Source organism: Streptomyces sp. DSM 116793 (genome assembly GCF_057320905.1).
In genome coordinates this window covers 1355800-1372729 of the sequence record NZ_CM170494.1, presented here as the reverse complement: position 1 = coordinate 1372729, position 16930 = coordinate 1355800, and the positions used below count along the sequence as shown (strand labels likewise).

General features: G+C 71.0%; 14 protein-coding genes. 7 read left to right on the top strand and 7 right to left on the bottom strand.

Translation table 11 applies throughout. From position 1 onward, the window contains the following. The first annotated feature begins 15 nt into the window (after positions 1 to 15). From ACSMXW_RS05830 to ACSMXW_RS05810, 5 genes are all read left to right on the top strand, one after another. Entirely contained in the window at positions 16 to 1227 is a 1212-nt protein-coding gene (locus ACSMXW_RS05830; RefSeq protein ID WP_485804391.1) for a phosphoglycerate kinase, read from the top strand. 8 nt (positions 1228 to 1235) lie between these two features. Continuing rightward, positions 1236 to 2021 carry a triose-phosphate isomerase gene (gene tpiA / locus ACSMXW_RS05825; RefSeq protein WP_485804390.1) on the top strand — a complete coding sequence of 262 codons (786 nt, stop codon included), beginning with the start codon at positions 1236 to 1238 and terminating at the stop codon, positions 2019 to 2021. 166 nt (positions 2022 to 2187) lie between these two features. Further along, positions 2188 to 2412: a preprotein translocase subunit SecG gene (secG, locus tag ACSMXW_RS05820; RefSeq protein ID WP_189929985.1), complete on the top strand. Its 225-nt coding sequence runs from the start codon at positions 2188 to 2190 to the stop codon at positions 2410 to 2412. A gap of 229 nt (positions 2413 to 2641) precedes the next feature. After that, positions 2642 to 2977, top strand: coding sequence for an RNA polymerase-binding protein RbpA (locus ACSMXW_RS05815; RefSeq protein WP_078066843.1), 336 nt, complete (start codon positions 2642 to 2644; stop codon positions 2975 to 2977). A gap of 410 nt (positions 2978 to 3387) precedes the next feature. Further along, a complete protein-coding gene (locus ACSMXW_RS05810) occupies positions 3388 to 4629 on the top strand; it encodes an MFS transporter (RefSeq protein ID WP_485804389.1) in 1242 nt (413 codons plus the stop codon). A 324-nt stretch (positions 4630 to 4953) separates the two neighbouring features. Here the strand turns inward: ACSMXW_RS05810 and ACSMXW_RS05805 are convergent, their stop codons facing one another. After that, positions 4954 to 6483, bottom strand: coding sequence for a glycosyl hydrolase family 18 protein (locus ACSMXW_RS05805; RefSeq protein ID WP_485804388.1), 1530 nt, complete (start codon positions 6481 to 6483; stop codon positions 4954 to 4956). Positions 6484 to 6822: 339 nt separating this feature from the next. Here ACSMXW_RS05805 and pgi point away from each other — a divergent pair, with 339 nt between their 5' ends. Beyond that, positions 6823 to 8475, top strand: coding sequence for a glucose-6-phosphate isomerase (gene pgi / locus ACSMXW_RS05800; protein ID WP_485804387.1), 1653 nt, complete (start codon positions 6823 to 6825; stop codon positions 8473 to 8475). 157 nt (positions 8476 to 8632) lie between these two features. Here the strand turns inward: pgi and ACSMXW_RS05795 are convergent, their stop codons facing one another. Both ACSMXW_RS05795 and ACSMXW_RS05790 read right to left on the bottom strand, forming a co-directional pair. After that, a complete protein-coding gene (locus ACSMXW_RS05795) occupies positions 8633 to 9121 on the bottom strand; it encodes a hypothetical protein (RefSeq protein ID WP_485804386.1) in 489 nt (162 codons plus the stop codon). Positions 9122 to 9758: 637 nt separating this feature from the next. Beyond that, a complete protein-coding gene (locus ACSMXW_RS05790; protein ID WP_485804385.1) occupies positions 9759 to 10679 on the bottom strand; it encodes an ADP-ribosylglycohydrolase family protein in 921 nt (306 codons plus the stop codon). Positions 10680 to 10819: 140 nt separating this feature from the next. Between ACSMXW_RS05790 and ACSMXW_RS05785 the strand changes: the two genes are divergently transcribed. Next, entirely contained in the window at positions 10820 to 12202 is a 1383-nt protein-coding gene (locus ACSMXW_RS05785) for an exo-alpha-sialidase (protein WP_485804384.1), read from the top strand. Positions 12203 to 12379: 177 nt separating this feature from the next. Here the strand turns inward: ACSMXW_RS05785 and pgl are convergent, their stop codons facing one another. The 4 genes from pgl to tal are packed head-to-tail and all read right to left on the bottom strand — an operon-like array spanning position 12380 to position 16924. Further along, a complete protein-coding gene (gene pgl / locus ACSMXW_RS05780; protein ID WP_485804383.1) occupies positions 12380 to 13165 on the bottom strand; it encodes a 6-phosphogluconolactonase in 786 nt (261 codons plus the stop codon). Then, positions 13162 to 14253 carry a glucose-6-phosphate dehydrogenase assembly protein OpcA gene (gene opcA / locus ACSMXW_RS05775; protein WP_485804382.1) on the bottom strand — a complete coding sequence of 364 codons (1092 nt, stop codon included), beginning with the start codon at positions 14251 to 14253 and terminating at the stop codon, positions 13162 to 13164. The genes pgl and opcA overlap by 4 nt, the downstream gene beginning before the upstream one ends. Next, the gene (gene zwf, locus ACSMXW_RS05770; protein ID WP_485804381.1) at positions 14250 to 15797 is read right to left on the bottom strand and encodes a glucose-6-phosphate dehydrogenase; all 1548 of its coding nucleotides are present in this window, start codon (positions 15795 to 15797) and stop codon (positions 14250 to 14252) included. The genes opcA and zwf overlap by 4 nt, the downstream gene beginning before the upstream one ends. Before the next feature lie 5 nt (positions 15798 to 15802). Then, positions 15803 to 16924 (bottom strand): transaldolase, encoded by a 1122-nt coding sequence (gene tal, locus ACSMXW_RS05765; RefSeq protein ID WP_485804380.1) that lies wholly within the window; start codon positions 16922 to 16924, stop codon positions 15803 to 15805. Positions 16925 to 16930 lie beyond the last annotated feature (6 nt).

Here is a 16930-nt window from a genome sequence, read left to right as displayed (position 1 = left end):
CCTAGGAGTCCACTCATGAAGACGATCGACGAACTTCTCGGCGAGGGGATCGACGGCAAGCGGGTCTTCGTCCGCGCCGACCTCAACGTCCCGCTCGCCGACGGCACCATCACCGACGACGGCCGCATCAGGGCCGTCCTGCCCACCGTCAAGGCGCTCGCCGACGCCGGCGGAAAGGTGGTCGTCGCCTCCCACCTGGGCCGTCCCAAGGGAGCCCCCGACCCGGCGTTCTCGCTGCTGCCCGCCGCCGAGCGGCTCGGGGAACTGCTGGGCGCGCCGGTGGCGTTCGCCCAGGACACCATCGGCCCCGCCGCCCACGACGCCGTGGACGGGCTGCAGCCCGGCCAGGTCGCCGTGATCGAGAACCTCCGCTTCAACCCCGGAGAGACCAGCAAGGACGACACCGAGCGCGGCGAGTTCGCCGACCGGCTCGCGGCCCTCGCCGACGTCTACGTGGGCGACGGCTTCGGCGCCGTGCACCGGGGTCACGCCTCCGTCCTCGACCTGCCGGCCCGCCTGCCGCACTACGCGGGCTACCTCATCGCCACCGAGGTGGGCGTCCTGAAGCGGCTCACCGAGGACGTCAAGCGCCCGTACGCGGTCGTCCTGGGCGGTGCCAAGGTCTCCGACAAGCTCGGCGTCATCGACCACCTCCTGGAGAAGGCCGACCGCATCCTCATCGGCGGCGGCATGGCGTACACCTTCCTGAAGGCCAAGGGGTACGAGATCGGCTCCTCGCTGCTCCAGGAGGACCAGATCCCGGCCGTCCAGGAGTACCTGCGGCGCGCCGAGGAGCGGGGCGTGGAGTTCCTGCTGCCGATCGACGTGCTGGCGGCGGGCGAGTTCCCCGACCTGAAGACGAAGGCCCCGGCCAACCCGGGCACCTTCGCCGCCGACGCCATCCCCTCCGACCGGATGGGGCTGGACATCGGCCCGGAGACCGGCAAGCTCTACGCCTCGAAGCTCGCCGACGCCGCGACCGTCTTCTGGAACGGTCCCATGGGCGTCTTCGAGCACCCCGACTTCGCCGAGGGCACCAAGGCGGTCGCCCAGGCCCTCGTCGAGTCCCCGGCCTTCACGGTGGTCGGCGGCGGAGACTCCGCCGCGGCCGTCCGCATCCTGGGATTCGACGAGAACGCATTCGGCCATATTTCGACCGGTGGCGGCGCGTCCCTCGAATACCTTGAGGGCAAGACGCTGCCCGGCCTCGCCGCACTGGAGAACTGACACCCCACATGACGAACAACACGACCCGCACGCCCCTCGTGGTGGGCAACTGGAAGATGAACCTCAACCACCTGGAGGCCATCGCCCACGTCCAGAAGCTCGCCTTCGCCCTGGCCGACAAGGACTACGAGGCCGTGGAGGTCGCCGTCCTGCCGCCCTTCACCGACCTCCGATCGGTGCAGACGCTGGTCGACGGCGACAAACTCAAGATCAAGTACGGTGCCCAGGACCTCTGCGCGCACGACTCCGGCGCCTACACCGGCGAGATCTCCGGTGCGATGCTGGCCAAGCTGAAGTGCACCTACGTGACCGTCGGTCACTCCGAGCGCCGCCAGTACCACGCAGAGTCCGACGACACCTGCAACGCCAAGGTGAAGGCCGCCTTCCGGCACGGCCTCACCCCGATCCTGTGCATCGGCGAGGCCCTGGACGTCCGCAAGGCCGGCCAGCAGGTCCCCTTCACGCTGAACCAGCTCGACATCGGCCTCAAGGACGTCCCCACGGAGCAGGCGGAGTCCCTGGTGATCGCCTACGAGCCGGTCTGGGCGATCGGCACCGGCGAGGTGGCCACCCCCGAGGACGCCCAGGAGGTCTGCGGCGCCATCCGGGGCCGGCTGGCCGAGCTCTACTCACAGGACGTGGCCGATAAGATCCGCATCCAGTACGGCGGCTCCGTGAAGTCGGGGAACATCGCCGCGATCATGGCCCAGACCGATGTGGACGGTGCCCTGGTCGGCGGTGCGTCGCTGGACGCGGAGGAGTTCGTCAAGATCGTCCGGTTCCGTGACCAGTAGTATCCGTCCGTGACCGGCGCCACCGCTGGCGGCCGCCGGCGGTGAGTATGCGCGGACACCGATCCGTCGTACCCTTGCGGGGGCCGAGCAGGCAGGGCGCGTCAGCGGCGCTGCCTGGCCCGGCCCCCCGTGTCGTCCATCCGTAACCGAGGAAGTTGGTCCAGCCGTGGTTCTGGGGTTCTCGATCGCCCTGATCATCTTCAGCCTGCTGCTGATGCTGCTGGTGCTGATGCACAAGGGGAAGGGCGGCGGCCTCTCCGACATGTTCGGTGGCGGCATGCAGTCGTCCGTCGGTGGCTCATCGGTCGCCGAGCGCAACCTCGACCGCATCACCGTGGTGATCGGCCTGCTGTGGACCGCGTGCATCGTGGTCCTGGGCATCCTGATGTAGCCGGGCCCCCTGACGTGGTCCCGACATCCGACTCGGCCGCGGCGCACGTATCGTGGCCGTGTCTTATGTCAGGTACGCGTCGCCAGGGGCGGCCTATCATGAGGCTTGCGTCCCGGACTGGGTAACTCCTCTCACTGGACGCGCGTTGGGCCTTACGTAGACTTAAGGGCCCGCAGTGGAGCGGACCGTCGACTCGCTCCGCGGCACCATTACGCAGGGAGTTACGACCGTGGCAAGTGGCAACGCGATCCGTGGAAGCCGGGTCGGGGCGGGGCCGATGGGCGAGGCCGAGCGCGGCGAGTCCGCGCCGCGGCTGCGCGTCTCCTTCTGGTGCTCCAACGGGCACGAGACCCAGCCGAGTTTCGCCAGCGACGCGCAGGTCCCCGACACATGGGACTGTCCACGCTGCGGCTTTCCGGCCGGGCAGGACCGCGACAATCCGCCGGACCCGCCCCGCACCGAGCCGTACAAGACGCACCTCGCCTATGTGCGGGAGCGGCGCAGCGACGCCGACGGGGAGGCCATCCTCGCGGAGGCGCTCGCCAAACTCCGGGGCGAGATCTAGTACTTGAGGTCCGTTGGGGCACGACGCCCCGACGGACCTCTTGCGTTTCCGGGGCGCCGGGCGTCCCTCTTGCCGTGTGCCGTGTGCCGTGTGCCGTGTGCCGTGTGCCGTGTGCCGTGTGCCGTGTGCCGTGTGCCGTGTGCCGTGTGCCGTGTGCCGTGTGCCGTGTGCCGTGTGCCGTGTGCCGGGCGTGTGGCTGTGCGCACGCGTGGTTGTTCGAGCATTCGGCTCGCGTGGACCGGTGTGAGGGGGCGCGTGGTGCTCGGCCAGGGCGCGTGGTGCTCGGCGGAGGCGCGTGGTCGTCTTGGCTCCTGTGCTCCCCGGCCGATTGTCAGTGGTGGCTCCTACGGTTCATCCCAGTGGTGCGACTCGGGCACGGGGCCCGGGCGCCGGCAGGGGGAGGGGGAGTCATGGCGGCTGCCGAGACGTCCGCGGAGGTGGTGGCGCCCGCCTGGCGCGGGGGGTTCGGGCGGCTGTGGGCCGCGGCGGTGCTCTCCAGGTTCGGGGACGCGCTGCGCACCTCCACGCTGCCGCTGCTCGCGGCCTCGCTCACGCACCGGCCCCTGCTCGTCGCGGCCGTGACGGCCTGCGGCTATCTGCCGTGGATCGTCTTCGGCCTGCTCGGCGGGGCGCTCGCCGACCGGGTCGACCAGCGCCGCGCGATGTGGTCGGTGGACGTGCTCCGGGGGCTGATGATGGCGGCCTTCGCCGCCGCGGTGGCGCTGGGCCATGCAGGGGTGGCGCTGCTGATCGCGCTGGCCTTCGCGCTCACCACCCTCCAGACGCTCTTCGACAACGCCGCCACGGCCCTGCTGCCCACCGTCGTCTCCCGAGAGGCACTGGGCCCCGCGAACGGCCGCCTGATGTCCGGCCAGCAGATCGCGGGCGGCCTGCTGGCCCTGCCCCTGGTACCGCTGCTGCTCGCCCTCGGTGTCGCCGTACCGTATATGGCCGACGCCATGACCTTCTTCGTGGCCGCCGCACTCGTCGCGTCCCTGCGCACCAGGCCGCCCGAGCGTGCCCCGCGCCCGGCCGGCCGCACCCTGCGGGCCGACATCGCGGAGGGCCTGCGCGCCCTTCGGCAGGACCGCCCCCTGCGCGGCCTCTGCCTGGCGACGGCCCTGTGCAACATAGGCATGGGCGCCGTCATCGCCACCCTGGTGCTGCTCGCCACCGGCTGGCTGGGGGCGGACAACACCCAGTACGTCGCCGCGATGACGGCCTACACGGTCGGCGCCCTGCTGGGCGGAGCGCTCGCCTCCCGGCTCGCCATCCGCCTGGGGCGCACACGGAGCGTCTGCGCCGCGGGACTCGTCCAGACGGCTGCGCTGGCCGCCATCGGCACACTGCGCAGCATCGCCGTGCTGATCGGGGGTCTGGCCGTCTTCGGCCTGATGGGCATGGTGTGGAACGTGAACCAGGCGACGCTGATGCAGCAGCGCAGTCCCGCGCAGATGCTCGGTCGCATCAGCTCCGCGTTCCGCACGGTCGCCGTCTCCGGGGCCCCGCTCGGCGCGCTGCTGGGCGGCGCCGTCGCCACCGCCTGGGGCCTGAACACCCCGGCGCTCCTCGCCGCGGCGCTGTTCGCGGTGGCGGTGGCCGCCCTCTGGACCGCGGTGCGCCCGGGCGTACCGGCCCGGTCCACCACGTGACCGGGCCGGTACGCGGCCGGATGTGCCGATGAACGTACCGGCGCCATGCACCGGTGGTGTGTACCCACGGTCGTGCACCGGTGGTGTGCACCCACGGTCGTGTACCGGCGCCGTGCACCGGTGGGGTACCCGACACCGCACGGCGGGGCACCGCCGGGGCACCCCACCGGGCGCCGAGTCACCGTGCCGTCGGGGACGACGGACTGTCCGAGCCGTTGCGAACGACGGACCGACCGGGTCGTTGCGGATGACTGACCGTGCCGTTGCGCGGTCTCACCGGGCCGTCGCGCACGCGTGACTGAGTGAAAGGGGGAGCCGTCCGGCTCAGCAGGTGCCGAGGTCCTGCCAGACGCCCCACTCGCCGGTGGTGCCGGGCTCCTCGCCGGTCGTCCACCACTTGGCCTGCCAGAGATGACCGTCGTGCGAGACCTGCGCGCCGCCGGTGTAGACCGCATCGGCGTCCCAGGGATCCGCGGTGCACTGGGAGCCGCTGCCACCGGTGACCGTCAGGGTGTACGTCGCCGTGTGACGGGCCTTGTCGCCGGCTCCGGTGACCGTGACGGTGTACGTGCCCGAAGCGGCGGTGGCGGACGTGCGGAGGGTGAGGGTGGCGGAGCCGCCGGCCGACACCGAGGCCGGGCTGAGGGAGGGGGTGACGCCGGTGGGCGCGCCGCTGACAGAGAGTGCCACCGTCTGCGCCGATCCGGCCGTCGCCGCGGTGCTCACCTTGGTGGTGGCCGAGTTGCCCGCGGTCACCGAACCGGATGCGGGGGAGAGGCTCAGGGAGAAGTCATTGCTCGGTGGTGCCGTGGTCCCGCCGGTGAACGGCTCGAAGATGTGCGAGAAGGCCCAGGTCCCCTGCTCGATCCCGGAGCAGCCGTCCCCCGCGCCGCCGCCCGGGCAGCCTCCGTTGTCGCGCTGCAGCGCCCAGAAGGAGAGCGTGTTGATGCCCTTGGAGACAGCCCAGTTGTAGACCTGGGTGGCGTTGGCCAGGGTGAAGGTCTCGGCCGGGCCGTAGTCGTCGACGCCGGGCATCTCCGTGACGCCGATCATGGCCCACAGTTGGGCGGACGACTTGCCCGGGTAGAGAGTCGCGAGCTGGTCGTGCAGACCCTGGGCCGCCGTCTGGGTGTCGTTCGCCATGTTGTGTGGGTCGGCGCCGTCGTAATAGTCGAACGTCATGATGTTCGCGACGTCGACACGCGCACCGTTCTGCACGGCGTTGCGCAGCACCGCAAGGCTGTTGGAGGCGAGCCCGGTGGTCGTCGTCGGCAGGGTGTAGGAGATCTGGAGCGGCCGGCCGTTGGCCGCGGCCCAGTCCTCGACCTGCTTGATCGCCTTGTTCCGCCGGTCGATCCCGGCGGTGTTGTCCAGCGAGTCGACCTCGATGTCCATGTCGAGGCGGGAGATGTCGTAGGTGGTGATGACCTTCTCGTAAGCAGCGGCGATCTTGCCGACGTCGGTGCAGCTGTCGGCTATCTCGGTGCCCGTGGTGTCCGCGGTGTACCCGCCGAACGAGGGAATGACATCGCCGCCCCGGGCCTGGATGGTCTTGATGTCGTCGCCGAAGGTGGCCGAGGAGATCGGCGAACTCGTGTCACCGCTCCAGTACGGGGTGCAGGAGCCGGCGGACGGCGTCTGGATGAACGCCATCGTCAGGTGCTTGGCGCCGGACGCCGCGCTGAGCTCGGCGGGGCTGTCGCCCGTCCACGCCTCGAAGTACGGGGCGAAGACATGGGAGGGGAGCGGCGTGGCAGCCTGGGCGGGGCCGGCGCTCAGCGCGGTCAGGCCCGCACCGGCCACGGCGAGGGCCGCCGCCGTGAACAGGGCTCTGAGCGATCGAACACGTCTCATGACCGTCCTAGGTGTGAGGTGACGGAGGCCATCGACTCCGTCGTGACAGGCAGGGACGAACAAGGGAGTAGCCCGCGGCCTGAGACCGCGTCAATGGTCCGCACCACACTAGGACTAGACCAATTTCCGCGCCATACCCCCGGAGAGACCCGGAGCCGGTGTTCCCGCGCGGGCCAGCCCCCCGCCCGTGCGCCCGCGACCTCTGTGCCATGCCGCGCACCGATTGCGCGACCTGCGACACCTATAGTGTTTTGGCCGAGAGACGGTCGGGGGACAGGGGTCTCGGACGGGCGGGGCAAGGGTACGTACGGCTGGTACGAGAGAAGGCTGAAGTCCGACATGAACGCTGATAGCCGAGCCAGGCTGAACCAGATGCCCGAGTGGACGGCTCTGGGCAAGCACCGGGAGGAGCTCGGGGAGGTGGGGCTGCGCGAGCTGTTCGACGCGGACCCGGACCGCGCCACCAGGTACACCCTCCAGGTCGGCGATCTGCACATCGACTACTCCAAGCACCTTGTGACCGACGAGACCCTGCGGCTGCTGCGCGACCTGGCCGCCGCCACCGACGTGGCCGGTCTGCGCGACGCGATGTTCCGTGGGGACAGGATCAACACCACCGAGGACCGCGCCGTGCTGCACCTCGCGCTGCGCGCGCCGAGCGACACGGTGATCGAGGTGGACGGGGAGAACGTCGTCCCCAAGGTGCACGCCGTGCTCGACAAGATGACGTCCTTCGCCGACCGGGTCCGCTCGGGCGCGTGGACCGGCCAGACCGGAAAGCGCATCAAGAACGTCGTCAACATCGGCATCGGCGGCTCCGACCTCGGCCCCGCCATGGCCTACGAGGCGCTGCAGACCTTCACCGACCGTGACCTGAGGGTCCGCTTCGTCTCCAACGTCGACGGTGCGGACCTCCACGAGGCGGTGCGGGACCTGGACGCCGCCGAGACGCTGTTCATCATCGCCTCGAAGACCTTCACCACCATCGAGACGATCACCAACGCCACCTCGGCCCGCAAGTGGCTGCTGGCGGAGCTGGGCGCCGGCCAGGAGGCGGTCGCCAAGCACTTCGTGGCGCTGTCGACCAACGCCGGGAAGGTCGCGGAGTTCGGCATCGACACGGAGAACATGTTCGAGTTCTGGGACTGGGTCGGCGGCCGCTACTCGTACGACTCGGCCATCGGCCTCTCCCTGATGATCGCGATCGGCCCCGACCGCTTCCGGGAGATGCTGGACGGCTTCCACCTGGTCGACCGGCACTTCCGCGCCGCGCCGCCCGAGCACAACGCCCCGTTCCTGCTGGGCCTGCTGGGCATCTGGTACGGCAACTTCCACGGTGCGCAGTCCCATGCGGTCCTGCCGTACTCCCACTACCTGTCCAGGTTCACCGCGTACCTGCAGCAGCTGGACATGGAGTCCAACGGCAAGCACGTGGACCGGGACGGGAAGGAGGTGCAGTGGCAGACCGGTCCCGTCGTCTGGGGCACGCCCGGCACCAACGGCCAGCACGCGTATTACCAGCTGATCCATCAGGGCACCAAGCTGATCCCGGCCGACTTCATCGGCTTCGCCCAGCCCGTGCCCGAGCTGTCACCCACGCTGGCCGCCCAGCACGACCTGCTGATGGCCAACTTCTTCGCCCAGACCCAGGCCCTGGCCTTCGGCAAGACACCGGAGGAGGTGCGCGCCGAGGGCGTCGCCGAGGAACTGGTGCCGCACAAGACGTTCAAGGGGAACCGCCCGACCACGACCATCCTGGCCAAGGAGCTGACGCCCTCGGTCCTCGGGCAGCTCGTCGCGCTCTACGAGCACAAGGTGTTCGTCCAGGGGGCGGTCTGGAACATCGACTCGTTCGACCAGTGGGGCGTGGAACTGGGCAAGGTCCTCGCCAAGCGGGTGGAGCCCGCTCTCACGGAGGGCGCCGACGTGCCGGGCCTGGACGCGTCCACCAAGGCGCTGGTGGGCAAGTACCGGGAGCTGCGCGGGCGCTGAGCGGGCCCCTGAGCCGCTGAGGCGGATGCCACAGTCCCCGTGCCGCCGCGCGCAGGGTGAGCCCCTGGGCCTCGGCACCACGGACGCACCGCGGCCCGGAGCGGTTCGCCGCTCCGGGCCGCGGTGACGTGAGAGGCGCCGCGCGGGCGCCGGCCGGTCAGCTCACCGGATCGGAGATGCCGGTGATGACCTGGTCGACGTTGCTGTAGCGCACCGCGACGGTGCTGGTGTCGCTGCCCCACTTCAGGTCGACGTGGAGGTAGACGGTGCCCGCGGCGGTCTCGTCATAGACGGCCGTGGCGCTGTCCGGGACGTCCTGCGCGTGCAGGATGCCGTTCGCGTGGTTGGCCTCCTGCCAGCCCCTGACGTCCGCCTGCGCGGTGGGGGAGAGGTACTCGGCGGTCAGCTTGTCGGCGGTGGCGTAGTCGTCGGCGCGAACGGCGTCGATGTAGGCGTTGTAGAAGGTGTCGACGCGCTGCACGGCGCCCGCGGTCGCGGTGGCGCTGTGCGCGGTGGCCACGCCGGCCGCGGCGTGGTGGGCGTGGCCACCGGCGGCCAGCGCGGGCGCGGCGACGGCGAGCGGCAGGACGGCGGCGGTGATACCGACGGTGAGTGCGGTCCTGCTGATTATGCGGTTCCTGAACATGAGGTTTCTCTCCATCCCCGTTTATCAACGCGTTCAGTCTTTTCGGTGGCCGGTTGAAAACGTATCACGTCTGATCAGGGGAAACGGCCGTCGCTCTGCCGCATATTCGTGGCGAATGCTGCGGCTTGGAAATAATTCTTTTCTCCGCACAACCCTTTTGCCGTGTCGCGAGTCCGACCGGGCCTGTCCTCCCCTCAACACCGGTCCACGCACTGCCCGATCGGGCACCTGATGGCAATCGGGCGCCACGGTCACCCCAGGTCGGGAGGTCGGGTGAGTTGTCCTCGGCGTGGTACACGACAGGGACGCCGAACTTCTTCCGGTGGTTGCCGGCGGGGAGATCGAGGTTCTTGTTCGGACGGCTGTCAATCGGACTGCTGCCATTCGGACCGCTGTCATGCGCGTATTCCACGATCTCCCAGCCCTTGCTCGGGAGTTCTTCCTCGCGGCAGTTTCATGGCGTGCGGGGTCGCAAGGGTTCCTCCTGAAAACGCCGCCATTCCGGCCGGGGTCTTGAATCGCACCGTGGGCGGCGCGTCATGGCACGGAACGGCCGGCGCACGGGACACGCCTGATGAGGTCCCCGACGGCGACTTCATCGATGGCTCGGATCAGCCGCCGGCCGCGTCGATCGTGGTCACCCCGCGAGTCGACGGGCGAGATCGACGAGATCGGCCAGCCGCAGCACCCGTCCGTCAAAGCCCGGCAGCGGAACGTGCAGCGGCTCGGTCCAGCGGACGGGGATCGCCCCCAGTCCGTAACGGGCACCGGCGAGACCACCGGTGACCGCGGCGACGGTGTCGGTGTCACCGCCGAGGTCGATCGCCGCGCGAAGCGCGTCCTCGAAGCCGGCCGTGCTGCGCAGGGCCCAGACGGCCGACCCCAGGCAAGGCCAGACGGCGCCGTTGAACTCCGTCGCCCGGTCGGGGTGCCAGTCGGGGGCAAGGACCGTGGCGAACCGCCGGCGGTGGTCGGGATGGACACGAGCCAGAATGCCCGGAAGCGCATCGAAGGGATCGGCGTCCGCCAGGAGGACACGGATGAGTTCATGGAAGATGGCGGTGCCTTCCCAGGCGGCGCGGTCGCCATGGGTCAGGGCGGCGAGGCGCCGGGCGGCATCCATCGTGGCCGATCGGCCGGCATGTGCGAAGTGGACCGCAGACGTCGATGCCCTCATCAGTGAGCCATTGCCGGCCGCTCGCTGGTTGACCTGGAAATGCGCGGCGGCGGCCCGGTCCCATGGCATGCCATTGGTCAGGACGTCTTCGGTCTGCAAGCCGATGTCCTTGGGTCCGGATGCCGCCCACCGCTGGAAGCGGGCGAAGACATCCGGCAAGTCCAGTCCGCGCTGCTGCAGCAGTGATTCCGCGACGACAACGGCCATCTGTGTGTCATCGGTGGCCTCGCCCGGCTCCCAGCCACCACCTCCGCACATCTCGCCACCCGCCCCTGGCAGGGGAAATCGGGCAGAGAAGGCACCTTGGGGACCAAACTCGAAAGGTGCTCCCAGCGCGTCACCCACCGCTGAACCGACAACGGCTCCCGCGATCCGCTCCATGCGCCTCACCCGCGCAGGCTACCCGCCGGTCCGGGCCGCCGGGGAAGCGCATCTCCGCCGAGCTATGTACATCGTTGTAAATCAGCTTCTACGCTGTCGCTGCCCCGGCTCCTCCTCCCACCCCGCTGACGGGAGTCCCCATGACGATCCTCTGCCGGCGCCGCAGAGCACCTGCGTGCCGCCCGCACCGCCCGCGTTCCTCGGCCCCCACCGTCCTGCTGCTCCTCCTCGTCTTCGCCCTGCTCGGCCTCTGCGTGCCCGCCGCGTCCGGCGTGCCCGCCGCGTCCGGCGTGCCCGCCGCGTCCGGCGTGCCCGCCGCGTCCGGCGTGCCCGCCGCGTCCGGCGTGCCCGCCGCGTCCGGCGTGCCCGCCGCGTCCGGCGCAGCTGCCGCCTCCCCCGCCTCCCCCGCGTCCGCCGTGCCCACCACCTCCGCCGCGACCGGCACGCTCCTGCGGGATGGCACCGGGCTGTACCCGAGGGCCGTACGGCTGGCGCACAGCGGGGCCGCCGATGGGCGTGTCCTCGCGTCCGTCGTGACGTTCGACGGGAACAACGGCCTCGGTGCCGTGTACGAGAGCACCGACGACGGCGGGACGTTCCGTCAGGTCGGGACGGTCGCCGATCCGGCGGCGTCCGGCGGCAGGGGGCTGTGCTGCGCCACCTTGTACGAGCTCCCGCAGCGGGTCGGCGGCCTGCCCGCCGGCACACTCCTGTGGGCCGCGTCCGTCGGGCAGGACACACCCGACCGCAGGATGTCCATCCGCGTCTTCAAGAGCACCGACGTCGGCCGCAGTTGGTCGTACCTGTCCACCGTCGCCACGGCACCGAACGACCGGGGGCTGTGGGAACCGGAGTTCTCCGTCGACGCCCGGGGCGACCTGGTCTGCCACTACTCCGACGAGACCGACGGCGTGCACAGCCAGAAGCTCGTGGCCGCCCGGTCCAGGGACGGTCTGACCTGGACCGGTCACCACGACACCGTGGCCGGCGCCCTCGGCTCGGACCGGCCCGGCATGGCCGTGGTGCGGAGGCTGCCGGACGGCAGGTACTTCATGACGTACGAGATCTGCTCGGCCGCGGGCCAGTACCAGTGCGTCGTGCACTACCGGACCTCACCGGACGGCTGGGACTGGGGCGATCCCGCGTACCTCGGCATCCGGCCCGAGACCGCGGACGGCACGTACTTCAAGCACGCGCCGACGGTCGCGTGGGCGCCCGAGGCGGGCAACCCGCAGGGGAAACTGCTGCTGGTGGGCCAGGTGATGTACAACCGGGACGGCACGGTGGCCGCCGGCAGCGGGCGCACCATCTGGACCAACAGCGCGAGCGGCACGGGCGCCTGGCAGGAGGTGGCCGCGCCGGTGGCGGTCGGCTCGACCACCGTCGACTACTGCCCCAACTACAGTTCCGCGCTGCTGCCCTCCGCGGACGGCACCAGGGTGCTGGAGATCGCCACGGACTATGACGGCACCGTGTGCAAGCCGTACTTCAACACGGGCACCAGCGGCCCTGTGGGTGGCTGAGCCGAGCATGCCGGAGGGGCGGTGCGCTCGGCGCACCGCCCCTCCTCATGTGCGGCCCACCCCCGGCCCCGGGGGATGCGTGTCCGTCCGCCGCGGGTTCCGTAGTGGCTGGGCGCGCCATTGCCCGCGCCCTTCGGGGCCCGGGCAATGGCGGGGGCGAAGGGCCGCCCCCTACCGTCAGGGCGAAGCCGGGGGGTACAGCCCGCGCGGCAGACGGGCCGCCGCCGCGCTGTCCAGCAGCCACAGCGTGCGGGACCTGCCGTACGCGCCCGCCGCGGGCGCCTGCACCTCGCCCGCCCCGGACAGGGCGATCTCCGCCGCCCGCGCCTTGTCCTCGCCCGCCGCCAGCAGCCAGACCTCACGGGCCGCGCGGATCGCCGGGAGGGTCAGGGTGATCCGGGTGGGCGGAGGCTTGGGTGCGCCGTGCACGCCGACCACCGTGCGCTCCGTCTCCCGGACCCCGGGCAGCTCCGGGAACAGGGACGCCACATGCGTGTCGGGGCCCACGCCCAGCATCAGCACGTCGAAGCCCGGCACCGGCCCGTGATCCTCGGGCCCCGCCGCGGCGGCCAGCTCCTCGGCGTAGGCCGCGGCCGCCGCGTCGGCGTCCGTACCGTGCGGCCCGTCCGACGCCGGCATCGGGTGCACCCGCGCCGGGTCGAGCGGCACCGAGTCGAGCAGCGCCTCGCGGGCCTGGGTGACATTGCGCTCCGGATCGCCGTCCGGCAGGAACCGCTCGTCGCCCCACCACAGGTCGAGGTGGGCCCAGTCCACCGCGTCCCGGGCGGGCGCGGCGGCGAGCGCGGCCAGCAGGCCGTTGCCGTTGCGCCCGCCCGTGAGCACGACCGAGGCCGTGCCACGGGCGGACTGGGCGTCCACGATCCTGGTGATCAGACGGGCCGCCGCGGCCTGCGCCATCAGCTCCTTGTCGCGGTGGACGACGAGCTGAGGTGCCCTGCTCACTTGGCGGCCGCCCGCTTCGCCGGGGACTTGGCCGACTTCTTCGCCGGGCCCTTGGCCGGCTCCGCCGGCTGGGCGACGGCCTCCGACGACCCGTCGGAGCCCGCCGAGCCGGCCTCCGCCGGACCGGCGCCCCCGCCGGGGTTGCCGTCGGAGTTCTCGCCGGGCTCCCCGAGCCGGTCCACGCCGTACCGCAGCGCCGAGGCGTAGGTGTCGTCGGGATCGAGCCGGCGCAGCTCCTCCGCGATCAGCTCGGACGTCTCACGCCGCTGCAGCGCCACCGCCCGGTCCGGCTGGCCCTGGATGGACAGGGTCGCCAGCGAGCCGTCGTGCCGGTGCAGGACGATCGGGCCGCTGGTGGTCTCCATCCGGACACCGCTCAGCCCCGGACCGGGGGACAGCGCACGCTTCACCGGTACGTCGAGCCGGTCCGCCAGCCACATGGCCAGCAGCTCCACGCTCGGGTTGAACTCCTCGCCCGTCACCTCGGCACTGTGGACCCGGCAGGTGACCTGGTCCAGGGCCGCGGCCAGCATCGAGCGCCAGGGCGTGATGCGGGTCCACGACAGGTCCGTGTCGCCCGGCGTGTACGTCTCGGACCTGGCACCCAGCTCCTCCAGGGGTGCCTCCGCGGCGTAGGTGTCCGTGACCCTGCGCTGCGCCAGCGCGCCCAGCGGATCCTTGGCGGGGTCGAGCGGCGCGTTCACCGGCCACCAGACGACCACGGGGGCGTCCGGCAGCAGCAGCGGCAGCACCACCGACTGGGCGTGGTTGACCACCTCGCCGTACAGCCGCAGCACGACCGTCTCACCGGTGCCCGCGTCCGCGCCCACCCGGACCTCGGCGTCCAGGCGGGAGTTCGTACGGTCCCGGGGCGAGCGCGAGACGCGCTTGACCACCACGAGTGTGCGGGACGGATGCTCACGGGACGCCTCGCTCGCCGCCTTCAGCGAGTCGTAGGCGTTCTCCTCGTCGGTGACGATGACCAGGGTGAGGACCATGCCGACAGCCGGACTGCCGATGGTGCGGCGGCCCTGCACCAGGGCCTTGTTGATCTCGCTGGCCGTGGTGTTCGTCAGGTCGATGTTCATGGCCGACGCCAGCTCCGTCCGTCTCGTTCGAGCATTTCGTCCGCCTCGACGGGTCCCCAGGTGCCCGCGGGATACTGCGGCGGCCTGCCGTTCTTCTCCCAGTACTCCTCGATCGGGTCGAGGATCTGCCAGGACAGCTCGACCTCCTCGGTGCGCGGGAAGAGGTTGGCGTCGCCCAGCAGGACGTCCAGGATGAGCCGCTCGTACGCCTCCGGGCTGGACTCGGTGAACGACTCTCCGTAGGCGAAGTCCATCGACACGTCCCGGACCTCCATCGAGGTGCCGGGGACCTTCGAGCCGAACCGCACCGTCACGCCCTCGTCCGGCTGCACCCGGATGACCAGGGCGTTCTGGCCCAGCTCCTCCGTGGCGGTGTGGTCGAAGGGGGAGTGCGGGGCGCGCTGGAAGACCACGGCGATCTCGGTGACGCGGCGGCCCAGGCGCTTGCCGGTGCGCAGGTAGAACGGCACGCCCGCCCAGCGGCGGTTGTCGATCTGGAGCTTGACCGCGGCGTAGGTGTCGGTCCTGGAGTGCGGGTCGATGCCCTCCTCCTGGAGGTAGCCGATGACCTTCTCGCCGCCCTGCCAGCCGGCCGCGTACTGTGCGAGCACCGTGTCCTTGCCGAGGTCCCCCGGCAGCCGCACGGCGCCCAGCACCTTGGTCTTCTCGGCGGCCAGCGCCTGCGCGTCGAAGGAGGCGGGCTCCTCCATCGCGGTCAGCGCGAGCAGCTGCAGCAGGTGGTTCTGGATGACGTCACGGGCGGCGCCGATCCCGTCGTAGTAGCCCGCGCGGCCACCGATGCCGATGTCCTCGGCCATGGTGATCTGCACATGGTCGACGTAGCTGCGGTTCCAGATCGGCTCGAAGAGGGTGTTCGCGAAGCGGAGCGCCAGGATGTTCTGGACGGTCTCCTTGCCCAGGTAGTGGTCGATGCGGAACACCTGGTCGGGCGAGAACACCTCGTGGACGATGGCGTTCAGCTCCCGCGCCGAGGCCAGGTCGTGCCCGAACGGCTTCTCGATGACGGCCCGCCGCCACGAGCCGTTCGCCTGGTCCGCCAGGCCGTGCTTCTTGAGCTGCTGCACGACGTTGGGGAAGAACTTCGGCGGCACCGAGAGGTAGAACGCGAAGTTGCCGCCGGTGCCCTGGGCCTCGTCGAGTTCCTTGATGGTGTCGCGCAGCTGCTCGAAGGCCGCGTCGTCGTCGAAGGTGCCCTGGACGAAGCGCATGCCCTGGATGAGCTGCTGCCAGACCTCCTCACGGAACGGCGTGCGGGCGTGCTCCTTGACCGCGTCGTGGACCTCCTGGGCGAAGTCCTCGTGCTGCCACTCGCGGCGCGCGAAGCCCACCAGGGAGAAGCCCGGGGGCAGCAGGCCGCGGTTGGCCAGGTCGTACACGGCCGGCATCAGCTTCTTGCGGGACAGGTCACCGGTGACCCCGAAGATCACCAGGCCGGACGGCCCCGCGATGCGCGGGAGCCGCCGGTCCGCGGGGTCACGGAGCGGATTCGCCCCGGTGACGTGGGTGTCGGTAGCACTGGACACCGTGCTCAGCCCTCCGCGGGGGTGAGGCGGTTCAGCTCCGCCTCCGTCGACTTGAGGAGGTCGGTCCAGGACGTCGCGAACTTCTCGACGCCCTCGTCCTCCAGGACCCGGACCACGTCGTCGTACGAGATGCCCAGCCGCTCGATGGCGTCCAGGTCGGCGCGGGCCTGCTCGTAGCTGCCTGCGACGGCGTTGCCGGTGATGTCGTCGCCGTGGTGCGCGACCGCGTTCAGTGTGGCCTCCGGCATGGTGTTCACCACGCCGGGCGCGACCAGGCCCGCCACGTACAGGGTGTCCGGGTAGTCCGGGTTCTTCACGCCGGTGGAGGCCCACAGCGGACGCTGGTGGTGCGCGCCGGCCCGCTCCAGGGCGGCCCAGCGGTCCGAGCCGAAGGCCTCCTCGTACGCCTGGTAGGCCAGCCGGGCGTTGGCGACGGCTGCCTTGCCGCGCAGCGCCTTGGCCTCGTCGGTGCCGATCTTCTCCAGGCGCTTGTCGACCTCGGTGTCCACCCGGGACACGAAGAACGACGCCACGGAGCGGATCTTGGACAGATCGAGGCCCGCGGCCTTGGCCTTCTCCAGGCCCGCCATGAACGCGTCCATCACGGCGCGGTAGCGGTCCAGCGAGAAGATCAGCGTGACGTTGACGCTGATGCCGCGGCCGATGGTCTCGGTGATCGCCGGCAGGCCCTCCTCGGTCGCCGGGATCTTGATGAAGGTGTTCGGCCGGTCCACCAGCCAGGCGAGCTGCTTGGCCTCGGCGATGGTGGCCGGGGTGTTGTGCGCGAGCCGGGGGTCGACCTCGATCGAGACCCGGCCGTCCTGCCCGCCGGTCGCGTCGAAGACCGGCCGGAGGATGTCGGCGGCGTCCCGGACGTCCGCGGTGGTGATCATCCGGACGGCCTCCTCGACGGTGACCCGCCGGACGGCGAGGTCGGCGAGCTGCTGCTCGTAGCCGTCGCCGGAGGAGATGGCCTTCTGGAAGATCGTCGGGTTCGTGGTGACGCCCACGACATGCTGCTGGTCGATCAGCTCGGCGAGGTTGCCGGACGTGATGCGCTGGCGCGACAGGTCGTCCAGCCAGATCGCCACGCCTTCGTCGGAGAGGCGCTTGAGTGCGTCTGTCATGGAATC